Consider the following 22771-nt stretch of genomic DNA (forward strand, 5'->3'; position numbering starts at 1 on the left):
GCCCAGCAGATGACCGCCACCGCCCAGGAGACCGCATCCCAGTCGACCACCGTGGCCGCGGCCGCCGAGGAGGCGTCGACCAACGTCAACACGGTGGCTGCCGCCGCCGAGGAGCTCGGCTCGTCGGTGCAGGAGATCGGCCGGCAGGTGCAGGGATCGGCGCAACTCGCCCAAGCCGCGGTCGGCGAGGCCGACCAGACCGCCCACCTCGTCCAGGCGCTCAGCCAGAACGCCGCGCGGATCGGCGACATGGTCGGGATGATCTCGGGCATCGCCGGCCAGACCAACCTGCTGGCCTTGAACGCCACCATCGAGGCGGCGCGCGCCGGTGAGGCTGGTCGCGGGTTCGCGGTGGTGGCCTCCGAGGTGAAGGCGCTGGCCGAGCAGACCGCCAAGGCGACCGAGGAGATTGCCCGCCAGATCGGCGAGGTTCAGGGGGGGACCGCGCAAGCGGTGTCGGCGATCGCCGGCATCACCGGGCGGATCCGCGAGATCGACAGCGTGGCGACGTCGATCGCGGCGGCGGTGGAGCAGCAGGGCGCGGCCACGCAGGAGATCGTCCGCAACGTGGCGCAGGCCTCAGCGGGCACGAACGAAGTGACGGGCAACATCGCCGGCGTGGCGCAGGCGTCGGAGGAGACGGGGGCTGCGGCCGGTCAGGTCCTGTCGGCGGCCTCGGAGCTGTCGCGGCAGTCCGAGCATCTCGGCGCAGAGGTCGGCCGCTTCCTCGCAACCGTGCGCGCGGCCTGAGATGGCCATGGTCGAGATCCTCGCCCTCCCGGTCCGGCCTCACGGCACGCACCAGTTCGACCGGCTGCACGCGGACTTAGCCGCCGCGCACGAACGTGGCACGGATCTTGGCTCCCGAGCCCCCCACATCCAAGCAGGTGGCGACAGGCTGCTCGAACTGACTTGCGCCTTGGAACGCGCGCTCGAGGATCTAGACCTCTCGCTGGTCGAGCTCGGTCTCCAGGATCCGGACACGCGTGAAGCCCTGCGAGGCTTCGTCGTCAAGGCGGAGAGCCTCGCCAGCACCGCGCAGAGCTTCGCGAGCGCCGCGCAGGCCCTCACCGTCCCAGCGCAGCGGTTTCCGGCCGGTCCCTGACTGCGCCTGCGACTTCGGGCCGGACATGGGACCGACCCGTCATCCGATGGAGGCCGCCTTGGGCAGGCTGTTGTTGATCTCTGACGACCTGCCCCGGACCGGCCGCCTCGCGCGGTCCCTCGGCCCGACCCGGCGCTGTACCGTCCAGGACCTGTACGACGACAGCCTACCGTCGGTGCAGCCGGATCTGATCGTCGGCGACGTCGCCCAGCTTACCTCCGAGGCGATCGCGCGCCTGCGGCGGATGCTGGAGCCGCTGCGCGCGGCCGGCGCCCCCTTCCTGTTCCTGACCCACGGCAACGCCGCCCGTGCTGAGGCTCAGGCTCGACTCCTCGCTCCGACCGACATCTTCCCGGCCCTGACCATGCTCGAGCGCCTGCTGGCCCGGATCGACCGGCTTCTGGAGGTCGGTGGCTCCGCCGTCGCTGCCCGAATGGCGGACGAGGCCCGGCAGTTCTTCGACCAGACCTTCTTCTCCGGCCAGCTGGTCACGCCCGAGCTCGCGAGCACCGGCACCGGCCTGATCGCCCGAGCCGTGCAGCATTGTGGCATCCGCGACTGGATCGGGGCGGTACAGCGCTTCGACGAGGCCACGCACCGGCACTGTCTGATCGTTACAGGTCTCGCTGCCGCGTTCGCCACCAAGCTCGGGTTTGCCGATCTGGACAGCTACCGCCTGACCAAGGCCGCGCTGCTGCACGACGTCGGCAAAACCCGGATCTCGACCGCGATCCTGAACAAGCCCGGGCGGCTCACCGACGCGGAGATGACGGTGATGCGCACGCACGCAGCGCTGGGCTACGACATGCTGGTGGATAGCGGCTTCTCGCCGGAGATGCTGCAGGTGGTCCGCTCGCATCACGAGATGCTCGATGGCTCCGGCTACCCGGATGGGCTGCGGGCACCTGAGATCCCGGACCTCGTCCGGCTGGTAACGATCTGCGACATTTACGGCGCGCTGATCGAGCGGAGGCCCTACCGGGCACCGATGCCGGGCGGGGAGGCCTACGGGATCGTGCAGTCTATGACGGGACGGCTCGACCCTGATCTAGTCATGGCATTCCGCCCAGTGATGACCACGTTTGATCCGGCCGGCACTGCTGCAGCCTAGGATCGGAATTGAGTGGGACAGCGACGTCCGCTTCGATGCGCTTGCTGCTCCAGAGCGGACCGCCAGCTTTCCACCCATCCCGGACATTCGTCCTACAAGCCGCGATGTCCGGAAATCGAACGTATTTCCGACAATGAGACGGACCGGCCGATGAGTGGCCTGAAACGGCCCCTCTTTTGTCGGATAAACGTGTCGGCCTTTCTATTGCCGGAGAAACGTAGCTGTAGCACTGTCCCGACATGCTCGTCGGATATGCCCGCGTCTCGACTCAGGATCAGAACCTCGACCTCCAACGTGACGCGCTCACACGCGCCGGCTGCGAGCGCCTGTTCGAGGAGAAGAAGTCCGGCAAGGCTGGCACCAAGCGCCCCGCCTTCGAGGCGGCGCTGGCGTTCCTACGTCCAGAGGACGTGCTCGTCGTCTGGAAGCTCGATCGCCTCGGCCGCTCGCTGGTGGAGATGATGCGTACGATCGACGGCCTGCGGGTGAAGGAGGTCCACTTTCGCTCGCTCACCGAGCAGTTCGACAGCGCCACCGCCCACGGCCGCTTCGCCCTGCAGATGCACGGCGCCATGGCCGAGTACTTCCTTGACCTCAATCGCGAGCGCACGATGGAGGGCCTCAAGGCGGCTCTCGCCCGCGGCCGCAAGGGGGGCCGGCCGAGGAAGCTAAAGGAGGCTGACCTCGAGGCGGCCCGGGCCATGCTGGCGGCGGGCACGATCAGCGTCGCTGAGATCGCCAAGCGGCTCGGCGTCAATCGCGACACCTTCTACAGCTACTTCCCCCGTGCCCGTGCCAACAGCGTGGCCGCAAAGGGCTGAGCACCCGGCCTGTCGGAGCCCACCCTCCTTCTGCTGCTGACGGGGTCAGCTGGCAGCCCGCAGGCGCCCCTGCCCGCCCCAGAGCCTGATAGCCGGAGCAACATGCCGATCAGCCCCCGTCAGCTCACCGCCTCCTTGCTTGCCGCCGACCACATCGCTGATCGGCATTTGATCGCCGCCTTCGTCGCCCAGGCCGCAACGCAGCCGGCGCCGAACCCGTTCCCGGAAACCAGCGTCGGCGCCGTCTCTCAGGTCTGGCGACAGCGGACCGCGGAATTCCAGTCGTTCGCCGTTGAGGTGGCGGGCCTCACCTGCCTGCTCACGACCTTGTCCGACCTCAGCCTCGACGAGCCGCTGATGCAGGAGATCCTGCGGGCCGGGCCGCATACGGTGAACGTGTTCCACCGCGGCGATGGGTGCCGGATCGTCGGGGCTGTGCTCTACGGCAAGCCGGGCGTCGCCCTGCCGGTCCTGCCGATACCGCGCGCGAGGCGTCCGGGCTCGGTACCGCGCTCACGTGCTCGCGTCATGCACGGCCAGCTCGACCTGTTCACGCAGACCGGCACCTGATGGTCGACCCGGATCCTACGGGGTCTGTAGTGATGGCGCAGGTCCGTGCCCGGCGCTGAGGGGTTTCGCCTGGAGCAGCTCCAGCATGGCTTTGCTCGGCTTGAACGCGACTCTGCTCTTCGCCGGCACCGTGACGACGGCTTGGGTTCGCGGGTTGTGGCCTATCCGCCCTCGGTGACGTCGAACTGCGGAGGTGCCGAACTGTCCTCAAGGCCAAGCTGTGGCAGGCTTACCGGAGCAGGCGCCGGCACGGCTATTACGGTGGCTACATCACGGAGTCGCCCTACAGGGTGACGGTTCCCAACTCCGGTCACTGGCATGTCGCCATCGATCTCGGCGGCTACGCGGGAAGCGTGCGGGCCGGGGTCCGGGTGCTGGGTTGAGGGGTGCCGATGCGCAAGCTCAGACCCCTCCATCCGCCACGTCCGCCCAAGCCCATCGACCGGTTGCAGAACTTGAAGACGCTCCGGCCGCTCGGGGCGACGAAATGGGTGAAGGCGCATTGGCGCTACGACTACAACCGACGCGCCTGGGAATGGATGCTCGGTCACTGGAGCAAGTGACGCTCCCGGACGAGCCCGGACCGCCATAACGGTTCGGGCCTTTCCAGACTAATCTATATATAATAACATCTTTTGTTCTCCTATTCAGACCTTCAAGCGATCGTGTCATCCCCATCGCGAGGCAATGGCGACAATATCGCATCGGTGAATGATTTATCGAAGTGATTTAAGAACGTTTCAACCAAATGGCCGTGATAATATCCATATGCTTCTACGCTAACGTTTTTGTCTTTTGGTCTAACTATGTTGAGTTTTAACTGCCCGTTTTCGATTTTAGCTTTAAAGAATGCCAGATTTCTCCAATTAGAAGATTTGTGTGTATAGTGCACGCCGTCACTCAGCTTTTCCCATGTCGTGATTTTCCCTTTCGGCTCAGTCTGCGCGATACGGCTATCGAAATTCTTCAAGAGATCCGACGGATTATTCGTCTTGAAATAAACAGCCATCTTACATCTCCGTAATCGTCAAATATCTTCTAGGTCCTAGCCGCGACGCGTGCGGCGGTCCTGATGTCTTCAATGCGCGCGCCCAGCGCGTTGAGGGACAGGCGCATGTCGTTGAAGACCGGAGCCTCCTTTCTGGGATCGGAGATCGTGAGGAGGGCAGTGAAGGGCACACCATCGATCGGCATGCGCTCTCCCGCCCGCGTCAGGTATTCCACGAAGAGGCGCCAGTTCGACGATCTGCCGACCCCGATCGGCATCGTCTTGGAGAACACCTTCACCGGGCTCCACTTGAGGCCATGCTCGATGCGTTCCGCCTCCATGGTCCGGCGCTCGGCCGCGCCGGGCAGGTAGACGGGATCGAGCCGACCTCTCCAATGCGGGACCCCATCCCCATCGACTTCTTCTTGCTGCAAGGCCGCGTCGATGTTCACGCGCACGAACTCCGAGCCGAAGCGCGTATCCAGCGGCGGTGTCGAGACCAGCGTCAGGCGCGCGGCACCTCGGCACTTACCCTCCGGCGTGACGAGGGACGTGGGCCAGGCGAAGCGGAACGAGATCTCCTGGTCAGGGCGGATGCGGGTGGCGAACACCAGGGTGATCTGGTGGTCACCGCCGTTGAGGATCTCATCGGCCGAGGGCGGGACGCCGAAGCCGGCGAGATCTCTCGCCACCGCCGAGAGCCGCTTGCCCGCCAACACGTCCGGCATGCGCGCGTGGTGCAGAAGCAACCCGGTTAGGGTCTCGCGCGAGACCTCGCCCTCGATGCTGTGCTCCAGAACGGCCGCGGTCTTGGCCACGAGAGGTGACGCGTAGCTCGTCCCGCACCCATCGACGATCGCACCGTTCGGCGTGATGGAGTAGAGGCCGTGCCCCAGGCGGCCGTGAGGGGAGCCTGACCCGCCGATGTGGGCAAGGTCCGGCTTGACGCCGGCCCGCAGCCCGGGTCCCCGCCGCGAGTAACGCGCTGGGGCGAAGGGGATGACGTTCGGCAAGCCTGGCGGGTTGAGCGCCGCGATCGACACATTCCGGGTGCTTTCGGCAGGCATCAGGATGCCGTCGTTACGGGCGTTCGCGAGCCCGACAAGTGCCTGCGTCTCATCGGCGGGCCACTCAGGACGCAAGTTCTGCGGGGCGATGTTGCCGGCCGAGATGAAAAAGATTGCGTTGTGAGTTGTCGCGATGTCGTCCAACTGCTTGGCGAAGGAGCCATAGCGGGTTGGTGTAGCAGGCAATTGTACGTTCAAGCTCATGTTGAAGACGCGCACATTGTGCTGCGCCTTCGCATCGGCGACGGCGTAGTCGATCTCCTGAAAGAATTGCTCGATCCCGTCCGGGTAATAGCTCGGGAATGCGCCGTTGGCGTTAGTGTCAGGCAGGACGGCAAGATCGACGATCTCGGTTCCGTCAGGTTCCGGACAAACGTTGGGGTTCAACAAGCTGCCTGCCACCGCTAGGCCGCCGATGAATGAGCCATGGTCCGCGTCGATGTGCTCGTCGCTGAGAACGTCCCATCGACCGATGATCCAGTCGGCGAGAGCGTCGCCAACGCCACCGTCAATGATGCCCATCTTAGGATACGTGCGGCGAGCGTCGCGCGTAGGGAGGGTGACGTTGTTCGGCCGGCCGGCGGTAGGCCCGGCGCTCTCCTGGCGCCCCAGGCGACCACCGACAGTGGTCCGTGTGATGATGGGCGGGAGTTCGACGCGACGCACCAGAGGATGCTTGTCGAGGAATGACAATAGGCGTCGGTGACGGCTCATATCGGCGTCGAACGGCGCCAGCTCCCTACCGCGCCGACGGTCAACCTGTTGCGGACGAGCGAGCTGGACCATCGCCGGCGCGGCAGTCTGCGCCACGCGCACCGCGATCTGAGGGTCCTCGTGTTCCCCGCGCGGCAGCCTGTAGACGCTGAGTCCCTGGCCGATCGCGGTGAGGCCCTCGATGAAGGTCCTATAGAGCTGCCGGCGAGCTTCCCCTTTGGCATCCCAAGTTTCGTGGGGCGGAGGGACCTCGAACAGCTCCACCTGGTAGCTGCTGCCGGTGACCGGGTTAGACAGCCAAGTGACGGCCGCCTCGACCGAGAAATCGCGACGGTCTTCGGGGCCGTACAGCTCGATGCGCTCGACGGCGCCGGTCTCGCTTTTCAACGATGTCGGGTGCGGCACCTGCCGTCCGGTTTTTTCGTCAAGCTTGGTGCGCGTGAACTCCTCCGCCCGCGCGATCTCCCGGGCGATCGCCTCCAGCACCGGAAGCGTCGCCTCGAAGTACAGCTCGCCGAGGTCGCCGCCTCCGACCAGGGTGATGCGTTCCGGTTTGAAGAGCGCCCGAAAGGGGCGGTGGCTCTTAGCCCACGCGTCGCGCCGGAGGATCACCTTGATAACGCCCATAGGGCCCTGCGGCTGGTCGCGGATGATCGCCCCCACCGTCGCCAACTGCGTGATCAGCATGCGCTTGTGAGCCCGGAACTCGGCGTCGCGGTGCGCGAAGAAATCTCGCCGGGGCCCACCGCCCCCGACGTCCCTCTTCTGCTCGAAATCCTCGGTGTTCAGGATGATCTGGATCGGGCCGGCCATCACACCCCCTGTCACGCCATAGCCGCATGCTGCAACGAAACGACCATAACACGCAACAAACGGCGTTTACAACGCAACGAAACTATGTGAAACGATGTTCTTATAACGTTCCGTCGCAACGGTGATCCAAATGGAACATTTCCCGATCGTCCAGGCGCTATGCCGTGCGGCACTCGCGCAGCCTACCCCTGCCATCCGCAAGCAGATCGAGCGGCTGCGGGACGCGATCGCTAAAGAAGGCGACTCGAAGTCCTCCGGGGCCCTATCGAGTCTGCTCACAGCGGCCGATCGCAACGTAGAAATGGCACCAAGTCGAATTACAGCCTCTCGGGCTCAGATCCCGGGAGAGATTTTGACGCGCAACACGCCAGTCCCGGTAGATAGAGAGACATCTGCACCGCTGGCAGAATTTGTTTTTCCGGAAGAAACTAATACACATGGACCAATATTTGAGAATGCCATCCATCAGGCAATAAATTCTTTGATTGAGGAGTGGAACAATTTCGATAATCTGGCTGCTGTCGGCGTGCATCCGTCACGAAGTTGCTTGATTTATGGATCGCCTGGGACAGGTAAGACACGCCTCGCCATGTGGATGGCCTCAAAGCTCAGCCTCCCTGTTGTTCTGGTGCGTATAGACGGTCTGATATCGTCTTTCCTTGGTACCACAGCGAGGAATATTGGAAATCTTTTTGCATTTTCAAATAGATATCGGTGCGTTCTTCTTCTGGATGAATTCGATGCTATTGCCAAACTTAGAGATGATCCTCAAGAAGTTGGAGAGATAAAGCGCGTCGTGAACGCATTGCTGCAAAATCTCGATACACGCCGTGATATTGGTATCACCATTGGCATTACAAATCATCAAAATCTGCTCGATCCTGCAGTCTGGAGACGGTTTGAGGTACAACTACACATCCCAAAGCCGGATTTTGATACTAGAATGAAGCTGGCAGAGAATTTCATGCACCCTGTCCCAGCTCCGCGCACTCACGTGAAGCTAATCGCTTGGTTTACTGAGGGAGCAACCGGGGCTGAAATTGAAGCTGTCGTTAGGACATACAAGAGAGCAGCTGTCATGAAAGATAAAGAAGGAGGAAAATTGATAGATACATTGCGCCAGTTTGCCATTTTGAACAGTGCTCGCCTTGATCCGGCACGGAGAGAGCTTCTGTTCACCGAGCCTGGCAATCTATTTCGAGCACTGAACCAGGATGAAAGACTGAAATTGTCATACGAAGATATCGGCGATATGGCTGGTAGAGACAAATCATCCATCAGTCGAGCTGTGGCAAAGGTCTAGCGAAGAATACTGTCTAGACACGTGAGATCTCGGACGCTTGGTCGGCGAGACGGATCCTCTTGGCAACCTTTGCGATCGTGGCGCGGCTGGCCCCGGTCGTAGTGCTAATCGTCGACCAGGACATCCCCGCCCCTAGCATGCGCGAGATCCCGGCGTTGCGCGCTACGTCCTCCGCACGGCCCTTGTAGCGGCCCTCCGCCTTCGCCCGCGCCTGCCCTCGGCCTGCCGGCGGCGGCGGTCGTCGTAGTCCTTGCGCGCCACCGCCGCGAGCATGTCGAGCAGCATCGCGTTGACCGCCTCAAACATCCGGGTGGTGAACGCGTCCGTCTCGCCCGTGGCCATGCTCCACGAGGTCGGCAGGTCGAGGGCCACGACAGCGGACTCATCGACCTGGCCAGCGGTGGGCCGACTGGCGAAGCCGACGACCGCGGCGAATGCCTGGCCGCCATCACCGCCACCGTGCGAGCTTTGCAGGGGCAGGGCAAATCGTCCGGCTCTATCGTCGCCGCGCTTGCGATAGCCACGGTTGAAGGTGGACCCTAAGCGCCTGCCGCCGCGTTAGACCGCGTGAAATTCGGTGGAACACCGCCTGTCACAAAAGCCGCCTGTTGACCGCCCGCCCGCCCATTTTTCGTGCTCCCCGCGAGTTGCCGGGATGGCCGTGCAGCCTACAATAGCCATGCTTCGCGAGTTGCCGCGACGCCAACAAAGGGCAGGGTGATGGAGATGAGTCCCGATCTCGTGATGGATGGGTTGCGGGGCCTCGCCGCGGTGCTCAGCATCGGCTCGTCGGTCAAGAACCTGTCGCAGAAGAACCAGCTGCAGCCTGCTCAGGCGCTCGAAAAATTCAAGGAGACCGCGACCCCCGAACAGCTGAAACAGCTACAGGATCCGCAAGTGGTTCAATCCACGATCGGGATGATGGTCATTACCCAGAGACTGTTGTCCCAGCTGGCCGACGAGGCCGATAAGTGCGAACGAACCTACATTGAGGCCAGGGGCAGGGCCAAGACCGATCGCGCCCTGGACGAGGCCAAGGAGAAGGCCCAGAAGTGCATGTGCCGCGTCCTGCGGGACATCAGGGGCCACAACAACGGCAATCTGCCCGGCCAGATTTTTGAGGATTGGTGGGACGCCTATCAGTGCCCCTGATACCGTTTATGATAACCCAGGCTTGTGCAGGTCGCCGCCGGCCTGCCGAGCCTTGCTCTCGATCTTGTGGAATTGATACGGGACGTCATAGTTGAGGAGTTCGTCGAGCGATAGATTGTCGACTGCGAAGCTGCTCATTCCCGGCCCTGAAACTTCCAGGCGGCATGTATCGTCATCCTTGAAGGAAACGTACACGCCAAAGATTTTATTAATATTCTGGACGATCCAATAGACTGTGACGATCGTGCCCGGGTTGGCTGTAGTGCCGCCCGTGATACTTGGCTCCCTCAGGGCAGAACCGATTTTTTCCAGGAAAGCCTTGGCGTTGTTGACCGAAGTCGCGACCCGGGGGTCATGGTCGTTACGTTCCCACGGCTCCGCCCCCGTGACATGGTGGGCTCGCGTCTCCAGTCTTTCCAGCAAGTCGGAGTTCATCGTAATGACCTTTGCCAGATATCATCTCATGCGCAAGTTGTTTCCAATAAGTTAATGTGAGTTATGCCCGAGTATCTATAGGCCTTGAAGGATGGACTGTAGCAGAACCCCTTGCCGAGCTCTGTCACTAGGACGACACAGCCGAGCATAGAAGGACGCGTTAGATCCAAGGGCAGGTGGTGCATTCGCCACGCCGACGCAGCTTGCATCTTGATCGCGCGGCTCCGGCCATTGGGCGGCGGTTCGCGCTGGAGGCGATCGTTCAAGACTCATGTCCCGCTCCGGTCGACGCAGGCACGTTCCCTATCAGAGATAGAAGCGGGACGCGAAAGACCACGGGTCGCACTACGTGGCGTTGGCTGACACCGAACGCAAGCAGGCTTCTGGCCGGGCTGCCCGGAACGCGCCGCGGCGGACCCACAACAGCTTGCCATTTGTTCTTTTTTTGTTCTACGCTAGCAATATGCCACACCGGTCAGCCCGCACTGAGGGCTCCTCGTCCCCACGCTCTATATCAAGCTGATCAATCCTGCACGGATGGAACGAGATAGAGGCCTTGGCGGGCACATTCGCCCGTGGAGAGCGAAACCAGCCGCACATACTCGCCCTCACGACGCAGCTCGAGAGTGCCGAATTCACCGGACGGATCCGTCGCCCGCAGCCGCCCCGGTCCGACGGTCCGCCCCCGAAACACCTTCCGGCAGGTGCGCACGGAGGCTGCGAGCTTCGGGTTCGAACCGACGGCTTCGATCCGCCATCCGCTGCCATCGCGCTTGGCATGGATCGCGATCCAGTCCTGTGCCGGCGCACCGGCGGGGACATCGAGGTAGGCGTACTGCGCCTCGAACTCGCATCTTCGGGTGAAGTCGCCGTCCGCCGCGGACGCGGCGTGGCTTAGCAGGATCGCAGAGAGGCTGAGGGCGCTGATACAGAGGCCTCCTCCGGAACCGAGGAGCCGGTTGAAAGCGCCACTCGGGCAAGCACGATGGACGGTCATATCCGAATGACCTCATCCCGGCGCTTCGGACCATCGCCTTGCGCTTCGGAGCCGAAGAACTCGTCGTGGCGGAGCCGCGCCGTACCGATCGAGTAGACCAGCTGCAGCAGCCCGAGCAGCAGGAAGGGGATGCCGACGAAGACGAACGCTGTGAGCGCGCCCTGGACGATGTTGTGAATGGCCGCTGTGACGCGGACCTGCGCAGCGTCGTAGCCCCACCGCCCGTCGCTGCGCCGGATGCCGAACAGCTGGCGGATCGTCGCCGTCTTCAAGCGAGCGGCATCGAAATGAAACCGGCCCTGGACGCCTTCGTGCAGGAGGCTGCCGACCTCGTTCAGCACGACGACGTCGTCGGCCCGCAGGATGCGCCCGTCCTGCCGTTCGATCTCGATGTAGGCGTAGCGTCTTCCCTGGAGGCTGAGCTCCGACTGACCCAGGGCGATCACGGTCCCGGAACATGTGGTGGTGGTCATAGAAAGGCTCCCGGCTTCGAAGGGAGCCTAGGGGCGGCCGCTTAATGCTACTTAAAAGCTGTCGCTATAAAGTCTGCATCGTGGCCCTTTGGCTGCGTGAAGCGCACACACAAAGGTCCGCTGCGCGACGTTCTGGCCAAGAACATGCGCCGCCTCCGGGCAGACCGTTCCCTCAGTCAGGAAGCTCTTGCCGATGTGTGCGGGATCCACCGCACGTATATCGGTGGCATCGAGCGATCCGAGCGGAACGTTTCGATCGATAACATCGCGCGTATTGCCGACGGGCTTAGTATCGACCCTTGGCGTCTGCTGAAGGACGACTAGTCAGATCAAGTGCTGCCTACGCCACTTACTTCCAGGCGCGTTCCCTATGGAGGCAAGGGCTTCGATCGCATTCGTACGCCATCCATAGGATGGGGTCCCTGGCCCCTGAGCTATGACTGCCCTGGCCATTGAGCGATCATGCGTGATCCAGGACCACCCTCACCGCTCGATCTGGTGACCCCGCTCACGTTCGGGTAGCGGATCGGGGCGACCGAGGTGGCGGGCAAGCTCGTCGACCAAAGCACGCGTCGCCCGGGCCGGTGCCTGTGTCAGACGACGCCCGTAGGCATCCACCAGCCGCCACGTCGGCACGATGATCTGCTCGACGCCGAGCCACGCCATCGCCTCACGTAAAAGCCGCGCTGCGCGCATCACGCGCGGCACATCGACCCCTTGGCCGATGGGCTCGCGCGTTCCGAGCGATCCATCCCGCACGAACGCCACCCGGTCCGTGGCGTGGTCAACCACGTTGACCTTCTCACTGTAGGTCCGCGCCTCGCGGAACAGGCGCTCCAGTACCATCGCGTCGGTGGACGGAATTCGCGCATCCTCTTGCCGCTGCCGGCACAAGGCGTCGAGCCGGTCGCGCTCGACCACCACCCTGGCCTCGTGCCGGTGCCGGGTCAGGCCGACATAGACTTCCCGCGCGTCGGTCGCCGCCCCGACGTACATCACCGCCGCGGAGGAGGTCCGGCCCTGCGCCGCGTAGGCCGTGCCCGCATAGGCATGCACGATCCTGGGCGGCGGCCGCTTCCGGCCGAACCGCGGCTGTTGCGCCAGATCCGACCATGCCGCCTCGAACACGCGACCATCCTCCAGCGCCAAGTGCAGGCGTGCTCCTCCCTCCGGCTCGGCCGTGATCGCCTCAACCCGGGCGCGATTGCCGTTGCGCAACCCGAGATGCGGGAGGCTCTCACCGAAGCGGAGGGCGTCACCGACAGCGAGCGCGAGCGGCACCGGCCTGTCGTCACGGTCGCGCGCTGGCAGGGTGACCACATCGGGACCGAGGCGTCCCTCTGTCCGCAGCACGGCCCGCGCCCGTGCATTCAGGGCTGCGGCGTCGGCGTTGCGCCGGGTCACGATCAGCACGTCCTCGCCGTGCGCCGCGCGCTGCTCGCTCCAGACCGCGAGCACGCGCGCTTGCGCGGCCTCGGCGCCGGCGACCAGCTCGATCCGGTCCTGGCCTGCATAGGCGCGCAGGGCCGCCTCGACCTCGCCCCGCGCCATCAGCACCGAGGCGGCGCGCTGCCACTCCACCGTCTGCCGGCGGACCTGTTCGAGCACCGCCGAGCGCCCGACCACATCGGCGACCGCCCGCAGAGCGCTCGCGCCCCCGACCGAGGCGAGCTGCCGCCGATCGCCGATCAGGACCACCTTCGCCCCGGCCGACCGGGCCGCGCTCAGCACGGCTTCCAGGTCGCGGGTCGCGACCATCCCAGCCTCGTCGACCAGCACCAGGGTATCGGCGTCTAGCACCGCCGGACGGTCGGGACGTTTGGCGGTATCCGGACCTGCCGTCAGCGTCCGGTCGTGGCGCCAGCGCGCGATCGCCTGCGCCGGGATCCCGGTCGAGCGCCCGAGCTCGTCGGCCGCCACCCACGACGGGGCGAGGCCGATCACCCGGAGACCGGAACCGCGGGCGGCGGCCACCAGGGCGGCCGCCGTCGTGGTCTTGCCGGTCCCCGCACCGGCCTGCAGCAGCGACACCCCGTCCCGACCCGCGGCGTGGCGCACGGCTTCGCCCTGCTCAGCGCTGAGGTGAGGCGCATGCTCCAGCGCATCCTCGACCGCCTCGAGCGTGATCCAGGTCCGCTCCAGGGGACGATCGGCGGCGCGCAGCATTGCGGCCTCGCAGGCGGCGATGCCCGGGCTGGTCCAGCACGCGCTGGCACCCGGCACCATCGCGGCGTCGGCCAGCGGCAGCAGCGCGCCATCCCGCTCGAGCTGGGCGAGCTCCGCCTCCACGGCGTCGACCCCGATACCGGTGAGGCCCGCAACCTCCAGGGCGTGCTGGAGCAGATCCTTGCGCGCCACGACGCTCTCGTGCCGGAACAGGGCCGAGGCGGCGCGTGCCACTGCGCCGTCGCCGGGGATCTCGGGCGGGTCGAACGGGGCTTCCCGCTCCCGACCGCGCTCGGCGGCCATCGCCAGGGCGGGGTCGCGTTCGGGGTGCCGCGCGGCCAGCCACGGATCGATCGCGCAGGCGGCGAGCTCCTCCCGCCAGCGTGCCTCCAGCTTCGGCCCGGTCGGCAGCTCCTCCTTGCCCCGGCGGGTCGCCAGGGCGGCGATCTCGCGCTGGGCGCTGCTGGCGCCCGTGCCCGCATAGGCGAGGATCTGCTCCGAGCGCTTTGAGAAAGCCTCGAGCAGCGTCTCCGGCAGGCCGGCGACCTCCCACTGCCCGCGCCCAGCCTCGCGATACTGCAGGCCGAACCGCTCGCGAAGCCCCTCGGCCAGGGCCGCCCTGTATGCCGCTCCCACCCCGAGCTGGGCAGCGTATAACCGCTCGGGCTCGATGGTCAGGTGCGTCAGCGACTTGTACCGACCGGCGCCGGCATCTTCAGGCGCAGCGGCGACGTTGATGAATACGCAGTGTGTATGAATATTCGGGTCGCCCTCACGAGTTGTATAGTGGTCGAACCGACCGACGATCAGGTCGCGCGGGCGATGCTGCTCCGTTCCGCCAGCGCCGGTCCGGACGGTGATGAGCCCCTCCGCGGTGACAAAACTCAGCGCCCGCTCGACCGCGGCGCGATGGGCGGCCTCTATCGCCGCGCGCTGCTCAGGCGTGCCGGCCATCCAAAGGATGGAAATCGATTTCCCGGGGGTCATGGTGCAGTCGACGCCCGCCCAGTGACCCGGGCCGGCACCACGGACCAGCGGCTTGCCGGTGCCTGGATGGATCCCCGCACACAGGTTGCGGAACGAGGCGGCATCGATCGCCGCTCCGTGACGCACGACCGTCCCGCCGCTGCTCCACCAGACACCGCCGCCGTCAGAGAGGTAGTAGTTGTCCCGCTTGTCGGGTTTGGCTTCGCGCTGGCTGTCCTGGGTATAGTACGCCGCGGCAGGTGAGCCGGCACCGAGCCGGTGCAGCGAGGCGGTCACGGCGCCGGATCGGCGACGCCATCATCCTTGCGGAGGCGGCAGACCTTGGACAGGTCGATGCTGGCCGATGGCGCGCCGAGTTCGCCGACAGCCTGGGCCATCTCAAGGATGGCGCCGTCGACCTGCTCCAAGCGCTCGATCAGAACGCGGTGACGGATCGCCACCTCCAGGTTCTGGACGACGCACTCGGCAGCCAGACTCTCAGCGGACCAGCCGCGCTCGGCCGCAGCGGCCCGCAGCCGGGCGGCGAGCGCCGCCTCGAGGGTGACGGTGAGCTTGACCTCCTGGGCCATCGGCGTACCTGCTGCGCGCGGATCGGGGCGGCAGCCGTGGCACGGCCGAGGCGGGCGGGCGAGGCCCGCGCCGCCGCGCGGTTAACGCCGGCTCACTTCAGTGCGTGAGGTGTGACCCATCTCGACCATGGTCTTTTAACGGCAAACCCAATGGCAAAGGCTGGCAGCCCTGGCAGGGCGCCACGGCCAAGCTGCCGTTAACCCCAGGCCGGGCAACGCTGCCGGCCATGACCCTCGATCCCAAGCGCCTCGCCCGGGACGCCAAGCGCGTCCAGGCAGCGCGTCCCGCCGGCGGCATCGGCCGGGAGACCACCGGTGTGACCCGCGCCGTGCGCGATGGCCTGCCGATGATCCGCCAGTTGCGCGAGAGCGGCATCACCTGGGCGGCCATCGCTGCGGCGATGAGCGCCCAGGGTGTCACCCAGGGTGCAGGAAAGCCCCTGACGGCGTCCCGTCTGACCGCCATCGTCGGTCAGGTCGAGGCGCAGCTGCGCCGACAGGCCGAGCAGGCCGCCGTTCGCCGCGCACGTCCCGATCTCGCCGACGCGAAGCCGCCGCTCGCCGGCGAAACCGATGCCCCGGCGCCGGTCGCTCCGGTCCCGTCCACTCCGTCACCCGTCCTCGACCGCCCCGCACGCGCCAGCGAAGAGGCGATCCGGCGTGCGGGCCTCGACTCCCTGCACAAGCTCCTGAAGAAGGCCTGACCCGATGCCGCGCATTCTCCTCGTCGCCCAGGACAAGGGCGGCTCCGGCAAGACCGTGCTGGTGCGCGCGCTCGCCGAATGCCTGCCCGCCGCCAGCCTGATCGAGATCGAGGCCGGCCGTCGCTTGGTCGAACTCGACGACCGGCTCACGTTCTTCCCGGTCCGCGCCGAACGCGGCGAGATCAACCGCACCGGCGGCGCGGCCGCGCGCGCCGAGTTCGACGGTGTGCTCAACGCCATGGCCGCCGCCGAGGGACCGGTGATCGTCGATGTCGGGGCCAACACCGCCGGCTCGCTCCTGCCGCTGATCCGCGAGGCGAGCGGGCGCTACGGCCGGCGCGGCATCACCTTCGCCCTGCTCGTCGTGATCACCAGCGAACCCGGCGCCCTCGCCAACGCCCCCGTCCTCCTCGATCTCGCCGCGCCGTTCGCGGCCGCGCGGTTCGTGGTCGAGAACCAGGTCGAGGGCCCGGTCGATCCGGCCGCCCTGAAGGGGCTGGGCAAGGGCATCACCCTCGGCCGGCTGGAGCGGCTCAGCCTCGATGCGCGCGCCAACGAGCTCCTGCAAAAGGGCGGCCTGCGGTTCATCGGCGAGGACCTCACCGGGGCCGAGGATAACCTCGCGGCACAGTTCGGCTTCGCCGAGGCCGGCCGCATCATCGAGGATCTCACGGCGTTTCGCGCCCGGGCGATGGCGGCCGCCGCCCCGGCGGCGGCGTGGCTGGAGGGCTGATCCCGTGGCCCGTCCCCCCGCTACCGTGCAGGATCGGCTGCGAGCGGCCAAGGAGGCCGAACGCGCGGCCGCGCGCCGGGTCCGGGAGGCGAGCCGGGCGCGGCTGACCGAGTTGCTGCGGCTCGCGCCGCGCGAGCGCCTGACCCATCTCGACGACCCGGCCCTGACCGGTCCCGACCGGGTCAGCCTGCGCCGCTCGATCCAGGCCGCATTTGCCAGACCGCGGCGGCGTTGGTGGCCGCAGGGCCGGCTCCTCGCACGCGGTCGCCGCCTCGGTGTCGCACTGCTGCGTGGCGCCTTCCATCCGGCCGTCCTGGTCCTCCTGGTGATCGCAGGAGGCTGGTTCGAGCTCGCCCGCCGGGCCACGCCGCAGGTCGGACGCTCAGTGTATCCGCTGACCACCATCCTCACGCGACCGGATGGCTCGAGGATGTCCTACACGTTCCCGGTCAAGACCTGGGTCCCGGTCGAACACCTGGAAGGCGACCTCGCTTGGGTCCGGGTCTGGGATGAAAGGCAAGGCTACCTGTACGGCGCGGTCTGGCGCTCCGACTTCAATCTGTCGCCCACCCGCTGATCCGAGGAGCGCATATTCACCATCCCTCCCAGTTCATACACCGCACTATTGGCTTAGATTTTTCTTGTCTCTGAAGGTTTGAACCGCTTTAATGCGACAGCCGTAGCCCTATCGATGGCCATATGCAATACATAGCCGTATGTGATCTTTGCTTATTCAATGTCAAACCCGTAATATTTTCTATACAACCGCGGACAATATTTACTATCTGTCAATAGCACAGAATTATATTCTGTGCTATTGACAGATTTATTTCGAATTCTACCTGCGAGACAAACAATCGAAATTACGTTTATCTTGGGCCGCGCAACAGATCTAGCGAATTTAATGAAAAACCCGTAGGACCTAGACCCTCATTTCTCTCTGGTGGATATACAGTCGGAGGAGACGGAGCGGGATCAGGCTCGCCATTATGCAGCCCTGAACGTTCTGAATTAATCCTCGTCATAATCACGGAATTTGATTTTATCCTGGTGTATAGCGCAATTCCGAATTGAATAAGAGGAATTACCCACGCCGGCGTGCCAAACATAGTCAGCAGTGTCGCCCCGAATGGCAAATTTGTTTCCGGATAGTGTTGCCACGCGAGAACGATCGATTCCAAAATTGCCATGGCGAACTGGCCCCACTGGGCCCAATTTATGCTATCGGCCTGCTTGATCGTCGAAGAACCTTGATTTCTCAAATCTCTTACAGTTGTATTTCTTCTTTCTGGGGCAACTTCTCTTGGAGATGCCACAGCAAGACGTTGTTGTGTCTCGGCATCCAGATTAGGCGTTGTATTGACCGTTACCGGCAAGCCTTCGTTCGCCTGAAAAGCAGCGATAGCACCTATCGTTCTAGTACCCCACAGGCCATCTATCTTACCTACTTCAAAATAATTCAGCTCTCGCAATCTTTTCTGTATTTGCTCAACCTCATTATTCGTAAAATTATCCTTGGATTGAACAGATGCTGGACCTTTGGATATATTTTGAGCATCACTCCGATTGAATGGCGTATCGGGCTTTTTCCTCCACCACTCAAACCTCTCTCTCATTTTTGTATCGTAATTATTTTTCTTATAGCCCGCACCGTTGTAAGCTCGCGCCACAGCATCCCATCGATGGGCTCGGAGATCATCGTCGATGCCGTTCGCTTTGAGAAAATTAACGCAAGCTTTTAGGTGATTTTCTTCATCATCCATCATCGCTTCGATGAATTCTTTGATGGAGTCGTATCCTGCCGTCCTATAATTTTCGCCTAATACTTGACACAGACCCCACGAAGCAGATTTTAATGCCGCCGTTTCGTCAATTTCTAGGGCTTTTATAAGCCTGTCATATTGTTCGTTTTCTTTACCATACGGAATCATACCCCATCTCGGAGCAGCTATACCTTGTGCGGCAGCCTCCTTGCGCTTATCTGAAGGGAGATTATGCCAAAAACGATGCGGCTCGAACAATATTATAGGTCTATTTGATGGATCGAAACCATGACCCCGAGACTCAACATCCATAAATGCGTGAAGTTCGTCTTCCCCTACCCCAATAGCCGAACCTATCCAGGGAATATCTCTGTCTTCGAGTCGCTTGGCGTTTCCACGGAAATTTCTGTACTCTTCTGCCTTGGACATCCCAGCCCCCTTTGCGGACAGATTGCTTGGGAGGCCCATTAAATATTAATTTCTTTCTTTGTCGACCTATTTTTCATATATTCAGCAGTTTGACTACCCTATCAGCCATTGCAAAATGGTGCAATTCTACACGCTTATTAACACAAATAATCCGATGTAGTTCAATTGACGTGACTACAATCTAGCACAGACACAGAGTGTTAGCACAAATATATATGATCGTTGCGCGCGTATAGAGTCGATTGGCTTCAGCCGGACGGCCGGTTCAGCTATCGGTCACTTTAGACAGTGGGATATGATCGGAATTTCATCCACACGATGCCAGGGTCGCCGGCACGAGTCGTGCCGGCGACCCTGGCCGTGAACGGTATCTTATTGGAAGCCTTCGCTGCCAAACGTGCGAACAGGAATTATACGCCGCAGCACACGAGTCTTCACCGAATTGAGGCGGTCGCCTTCACCGGCTTCACGAGGTCGAGCAGCCCGCTGCAGCGCGGATCTTCGTGGGCGAGTGTCTTCTTGAGCTTGAGCGGGTCGGTGGTGTGCGCCCGGCCATTGAGGAACACCAGCGTATGACGCTGGGTCAGCGCGGCCAGATCCGAAGCCGGCACGAGGGCGTCCGCTACCGCGGTCGAGCTCCGGCTCTTCTTGCTCGTGGCAGGATCGGTCGTCTCGGTCGTCTGCACCCCGGTGAACGTCCCGAGCGCCTTCGACCAGCGCTCCCGTTCCTCACCCTGCGCAGAGGATAGATTGAACAGCATGATCACCTCGGCGGTGTCGCGCAGGATGGCCGCCCCAGCCTCACCGTAGGCTTCGACCAGCTGGGCCTCTGATTGCCAGAAGGTCCATAAAGATACGCCGTAGCCCGGCAGCTCACCTGCCCCGCGCAGGATCGCGTCGAAACGACCGAGCACGAACGCCTCGTCGACCGCCACCAGCACCCGCTCGGCCACCGGCGTGCGCCGCACCGTGCTGAACAGGCTGGCCAGCAGCCAGCGCACGAAGGGGGCGATCTCGGTGCGTCGCTCGTCGGCCGGGAGGACGATGAACAGGTCGGTATCGCCCGCACACACGGCGTCGAGTGCGAAGGTGTGGTCGGTCACGACCCGCCGCATGCGCGGGTCGAGCAGCCAGCCGAACGCCTGGGCCGCGGTCGAGAGGATATTGGAGCGGGTTTTCTCGTCCTTCGAGCGGAGGATGCCCCGTGCATCCTTAGCGACCTGATCCGTACGCCCCTTCAGTGCGGCCAGCAGCCCCTCTCCACCCTCGCTCACCAGGGTTGCGGCGTCGGCCACTCCGTGCCCGGCCCGGATCATGGCCTGCAGCGCGGCCACGATCAGGATGACGGCGCGGTCGCGGAAGAACGTCCCCGCTTCGCTGGTCCGATCCACCTCCGGGAGTAGCGCGCGGGCCATGCTCTGGAGCTCGAGCACATCCTCGGGATCAAGCCCGAGCAACGGATCCCATCGGTCGAAGCTACCTGAGAGACCAAGTGGATCGAGGACGCGCACAGTCTGGCCAATGGCTTCGCGCCGCCGCCGTGCGGCACGCACGGCGTCACCCTTGGGATCGATGACGACGACCGGGCCAGCCCACGCCCCGGCTTCCGGGAATGCTAGGTTCGGCAAGATGAGACCAGCAGTCTTGCCGGTGCGCGGGGGAGCGATGGTGATCAGGTTGCCCTCGACCGCGATCCTGACGGCGCGGCCAGTGTCCGGGTCGAGCCCGAGTTGGAGCCCCCGGCGCATCCGCGCGAGATCTCGCCGTCCGGCGAAGCGCGCATCGCCGTAGCGCCTCAGGTGGTGGCGCAGAGGCACGAGCCGTCCGCCCATGGCAAGAGGGACCATCAGGACGATCGCCACCACCCCGATCACCAAAAAGGCGGGGAGGCCACCGCCGCTCAGGTTGTTCGTCTGGCCCCGCGCCATGTTCCCGTAGGTCAGGGCCATCTGCAGGACAGTGCCGAGCCACCCGCCCAAGCCGGACCCGGCCGGCGCGAACCAGTCGTAAGGCGTGCCCGGGATGCCGGGCCACACCCGGGAGTCGAAGCCGTGGGTGGCCAGGTACGCAGCTGGATAGCCGATGAAGAAGGTCACCAGCGCCAGCAACAGGACGAGGCCGATACGGCGGGAGAGGTCCAGGCGATACATGCGGGCGCCGTAGCCCGAGATGTCTGATAAAAAGTGTCGCGCGAAGGCTTTTAATCGATAGTTTTTGTAAAAAGATTTTTCATGCTCATACATGAATAACAGCATAATTCACGATTTATAAACTTATAAGAATAACAACTTTTATAAGTTACAGTCAGACCATAGACCCAGAATATGAACTCTCAACCTGACAGCGGCGTAGGCACCCCCCTTGATCTGCAGAATTTTGCTCGGAGGGCAGTTGCTTATTGCATCACGCAGACGGCATCCCGTCATGCTGGACGGCATGTTCTTCTCGGCACCTTTCTCAACACTCGGGATGGATTAGCTGAGGAAGCCCGCTTGGCTAAACTTACGTACGATGAATTATGTAATCTGCATCAGAACGAGAGATTTGACAGATTTCGCGACGCTTTTTTGAATGATGCTAACGATAAATCGGTCCATAACCTTTTTGTTACGTTGAATAATAATTTTCCATCAGAAATAGAAAAACACTTGGAAGATTGTTGGAAATCCGAGGAAGAACGTCTCGCAAGACTTATTGATAATGACACAAACACAGAGAAATCAAATTCAACGGATGCCAATAAGAAAGGAAGATCCTCAATCTTGGAGCATATAATTAATCGTCTGATTCCAAACAAGAGAAAGAACTAACCTAAACTTAACTGGATATTTTCCCCGATCGCCGAGTTGTGTTCATCAATATTTAGGACCCATGAGCAAGCCGGCAAGAACTTGGGTCAGCCGGTCACTGAGCGAAGCGACTGAAGCCACACTGGTGGCCGCGCCGAACAGCGGACGCCGCTGCCGCCGGTCGAGGTGATGCGGCTGTCGGGCGAGCGCCTCCTCCTGCTCACCGCCGGCGTAGTGCCGATCTCCGCGGATAAGCTGTGGTACTACGCCGATCCCGAGTTCCGCGGCCTATTCGTAGACCTAGGGGATAGAACGTCGGGCGCCGTATCGACTTTGCGGCTCCAGTTGGAGCCGCTACCTTGGTCTGATGATCGATGGACCGATTACAGTCACTGCCTCAGACACGGAGCCTGCCGCCTCGGTAGAGCCAGCCGCGAGTATCGTCGTGGCCACCCGCTACGAAGTCGCCCGGGCAGCAGAGCTGTGCGCGCTGCTGCGGGAATGGCCACCCGTCTTCCCCACTGAGATCGGAGCCCCGATCCAGCCGCTGGCGTTAGGCATCCATGATGCGCTCAAAATTCTCACTCGGCCGGAGATCGACGACGCGCAGCTGAAGCAAGCCTTGCGCGGCTACTGCCTCGGCCTCGGCTACCTGCTCGCCCAGGGTCGATCCGGAGCATGGCGGCACGATCTGGCCGGCAATCCGGTGGAGCCAGTGAGCGAGGAGCACCGTCGGACCGCGTGGACGCGGTTCAAGACCGTGAAGGCACACCGGGAGCGGATCCGGGTGACGCGGCGGGTCGCACAGGCGGCGCAGGCCTTCTCCACAGCCTCATCCGTTGACGACCCACGCCCGGAAACGGACGTGCGTCGGTCGCCCGCCTGAGGCGAGCACCAGGGCGAACTGCGCTGCTTTACACCCCGAGCAGGACGCCGGCCGAGCCGGCGACGGTCATGGCCAAGCCGCACACGAAGGCGCCAATCATCGCGTAGGAGAAACCCTTCAGGGCCATCGTTGCACTCCGTTGCTGGCATCGCGAGCCCGGTGTGAGCTCGCCGGATTTGTCTGCAAGTGAGATGCC

The 22771-nt window shown here is 63.5% G+C and carries 22 protein-coding genes and 1 pseudogene; 13 read left to right on the plus strand and 10 right to left on the minus strand.

Features of this window, described 5'->3' with window-relative positions; all coding sequences use genetic code 11:
• The 6 genes from BM419_RS27260 to BM419_RS27290 all read left to right on the plus strand — a co-directional run.
• Nucleotides 1-750: methyl-accepting chemotaxis protein (locus BM419_RS27260; RefSeq protein WP_244540881.1), on the plus strand; the 750-nt coding region annotated here is incomplete at its 5' end.
• A gap of 7 nt (nt 751-757) precedes the next feature.
• Nucleotides 758-1105, plus strand: coding sequence for a hypothetical protein (locus tag BM419_RS27265; RefSeq protein ID WP_091928301.1), 348 nt, complete (start codon nt 758-760; stop codon nt 1103-1105).
• Nucleotides 1106-1163: 58 nt separating this feature from the next.
• The gene (locus BM419_RS27270; protein WP_244540882.1) at nt 1164-2216 is read left to right on the plus strand and encodes an HD-GYP domain-containing protein; all 1053 of its coding nucleotides are present in this window, start codon (nt 1164-1166) and stop codon (nt 2214-2216) included.
• Between the two features lie 239 nt (nt 2217-2455).
• Nucleotides 2456-3037 carry a recombinase family protein gene (locus BM419_RS27275; protein ID WP_091928276.1) on the plus strand — a complete coding sequence of 194 codons (582 nt, stop codon included), beginning with the start codon at nt 2456-2458 and terminating at the stop codon, nt 3035-3037.
• A 102-nt stretch (nt 3038-3139) separates the two neighbouring features.
• Nucleotides 3140-3607 (plus strand): hypothetical protein, encoded by a 468-nt coding sequence (locus tag BM419_RS27280; RefSeq protein WP_091928277.1) that lies wholly within the window; start codon nt 3140-3142, stop codon nt 3605-3607.
• A gap of 218 nt (nt 3608-3825) precedes the next feature.
• A complete protein-coding gene (locus tag BM419_RS27290; protein WP_244540888.1) occupies nt 3826-3990 on the plus strand; it encodes a DUF1883 domain-containing protein in 165 nt (54 codons plus the stop codon).
• A 272-nt stretch (nt 3991-4262) separates the two neighbouring features.
• Here BM419_RS27290 and BM419_RS27295 read toward each other — a convergent pair whose 3' ends face one another.
• A complete protein-coding gene (locus BM419_RS27295) occupies nt 4263-4616 on the minus strand; it encodes a hypothetical protein (protein WP_091928280.1) in 354 nt (117 codons plus the stop codon).
• Between the two features lie 29 nt (nt 4617-4645).
• Nucleotides 4646-7189 (minus strand): S8 family peptidase, encoded by a 2544-nt coding sequence (locus BM419_RS27300; RefSeq protein WP_091928281.1) that lies wholly within the window; start codon nt 7187-7189, stop codon nt 4646-4648.
• 130 nt (nt 7190-7319) lie between these two features.
• On the opposite strand from BM419_RS27300, the gene BM419_RS27305 reads away from it, so the two are divergent.
• Nucleotides 7320-8492: an AAA family ATPase gene (locus tag BM419_RS27305; protein WP_091928282.1), complete on the plus strand. Its 1173-nt coding sequence runs from the start codon at nt 7320-7322 to the stop codon at nt 8490-8492.
• 13 nt (nt 8493-8505) lie between these two features.
• Here the strand turns inward: BM419_RS27305 and BM419_RS27310 are convergent.
• Nucleotides 8506-8867, minus strand: a pseudogene (locus BM419_RS27310) (resolvase); the annotation flags it as partial.
• Between the two features lie 351 nt (nt 8868-9218).
• Between BM419_RS27310 and BM419_RS27315 the strand changes: the two are divergent.
• Nucleotides 9219-9644, plus strand: coding sequence for a hypothetical protein (locus BM419_RS27315; RefSeq protein WP_139257134.1), 426 nt, complete (start codon nt 9219-9221; stop codon nt 9642-9644).
• Nucleotides 9645-9650: 6 nt separating this feature from the next.
• Here the strand turns inward: BM419_RS27315 and BM419_RS32085 are convergent, their stop codons facing one another.
• The 3 genes from BM419_RS32085 to BM419_RS27325 all read right to left on the minus strand — a co-directional run bounded on the left by BM419_RS32085 (nt 9651) and on the right by BM419_RS27325 (nt 11549).
• A complete protein-coding gene (locus BM419_RS32085) occupies nt 9651-10079 on the minus strand; it encodes a hypothetical protein (RefSeq protein WP_139257135.1) in 429 nt (142 codons plus the stop codon).
• Nucleotides 10080-10602: 523 nt separating this feature from the next.
• Nucleotides 10603-11076 carry a hypothetical protein gene (locus tag BM419_RS27320; RefSeq protein WP_175556383.1) on the minus strand — a complete coding sequence of 158 codons (474 nt, stop codon included), beginning with the start codon at nt 11074-11076 and terminating at the stop codon, nt 10603-10605.
• Nucleotides 11073-11549, minus strand: coding sequence for a hypothetical protein (locus BM419_RS27325; RefSeq protein WP_244540883.1), 477 nt, complete (start codon nt 11547-11549; stop codon nt 11073-11075). The genes BM419_RS27320 and BM419_RS27325 overlap by 4 nt, the downstream gene beginning before the upstream one ends.
• A gap of 144 nt (nt 11550-11693) precedes the next feature.
• Between BM419_RS27325 and BM419_RS27330 the strand changes: the two genes are divergently transcribed.
• Entirely contained in the window at nt 11694-11873 is a 180-nt protein-coding gene (locus tag BM419_RS27330) for a helix-turn-helix domain-containing protein (RefSeq protein WP_210188183.1), read from the plus strand.
• A gap of 159 nt (nt 11874-12032) precedes the next feature.
• On the opposite strand, the gene mobF is transcribed toward BM419_RS27330, so the two are convergent.
• Together mobF and BM419_RS27340 are read right to left on the minus strand one after the other, a co-directional pair.
• Nucleotides 12033-14978: a MobF family relaxase gene (mobF, locus tag BM419_RS27335; RefSeq protein ID WP_091928285.1), complete on the minus strand. Its 2946-nt coding sequence runs from the start codon at nt 14976-14978 to the stop codon at nt 12033-12035.
• Nucleotides 14975-15271, minus strand: coding sequence for a hypothetical protein (locus BM419_RS27340; protein WP_091928286.1), 297 nt, complete (start codon nt 15269-15271; stop codon nt 14975-14977). Before BM419_RS27340 ends, mobF begins: the two co-directional genes overlap by 4 nt.
• Nucleotides 15272-15498: 227 nt before the next feature.
• Between BM419_RS27340 and BM419_RS27345 the strand changes: the two genes are divergently transcribed.
• From BM419_RS27345 to BM419_RS27355, 3 genes are read left to right on the plus strand one after another with little or no spacing between them, the layout of a single operon-like run.
• Nucleotides 15499-15975, plus strand: a complete 477-nt coding sequence (locus BM419_RS27345) for a hypothetical protein (RefSeq protein ID WP_091928287.1) — start codon at nt 15499-15501, stop codon at nt 15973-15975.
• A 4-nt stretch (nt 15976-15979) separates the two neighbouring features.
• Nucleotides 15980-16708, plus strand: a complete 729-nt coding sequence (locus tag BM419_RS27350; protein WP_091928288.1) for a P-loop NTPase family protein — start codon at nt 15980-15982, stop codon at nt 16706-16708.
• A gap of 4 nt (nt 16709-16712) precedes the next feature.
• The gene (locus BM419_RS27355) at nt 16713-17285 is read left to right on the plus strand and encodes a hypothetical protein (protein WP_091928289.1); all 573 of its coding nucleotides are present in this window, start codon (nt 16713-16715) and stop codon (nt 17283-17285) included.
• Between the two features lie 292 nt (nt 17286-17577).
• Here the strand turns inward: BM419_RS27355 and BM419_RS32090 are convergent, their stop codons facing one another.
• On the minus strand, nt 17578-18900 hold the full coding sequence (locus BM419_RS32090; RefSeq protein WP_139257136.1) for an N-acetylmuramidase domain-containing protein: 1323 nt from the start codon (nt 18898-18900) through the stop codon (nt 17578-17580).
• Nucleotides 18901-19334: 434 nt separating this feature from the next.
• Complete coding sequence (locus tag BM419_RS27365; RefSeq protein WP_244540884.1) at nt 19335-21155, minus strand: type IV secretory system conjugative DNA transfer family protein; 1821 nt, start codon at nt 21153-21155, stop codon at nt 19335-19337.
• Nucleotides 21156-22134: 979 nt separating this feature from the next.
• Here BM419_RS27365 and BM419_RS27370 point away from each other — a divergent pair.
• Entirely contained in the window at nt 22135-22575 is a 441-nt protein-coding gene (locus BM419_RS27370; RefSeq protein ID WP_244540885.1) for a ProQ/FinO family protein, read from the plus strand.
• Nucleotides 22576-22771: the final 196 nt, after the last annotated feature.

Origin of the sequence: Methylobacterium sp. yr668, from assembly GCF_900116245.1 — a bacterium.
GTDB lineage: Bacteria > Pseudomonadota > Alphaproteobacteria > Rhizobiales > Beijerinckiaceae > Methylobacterium.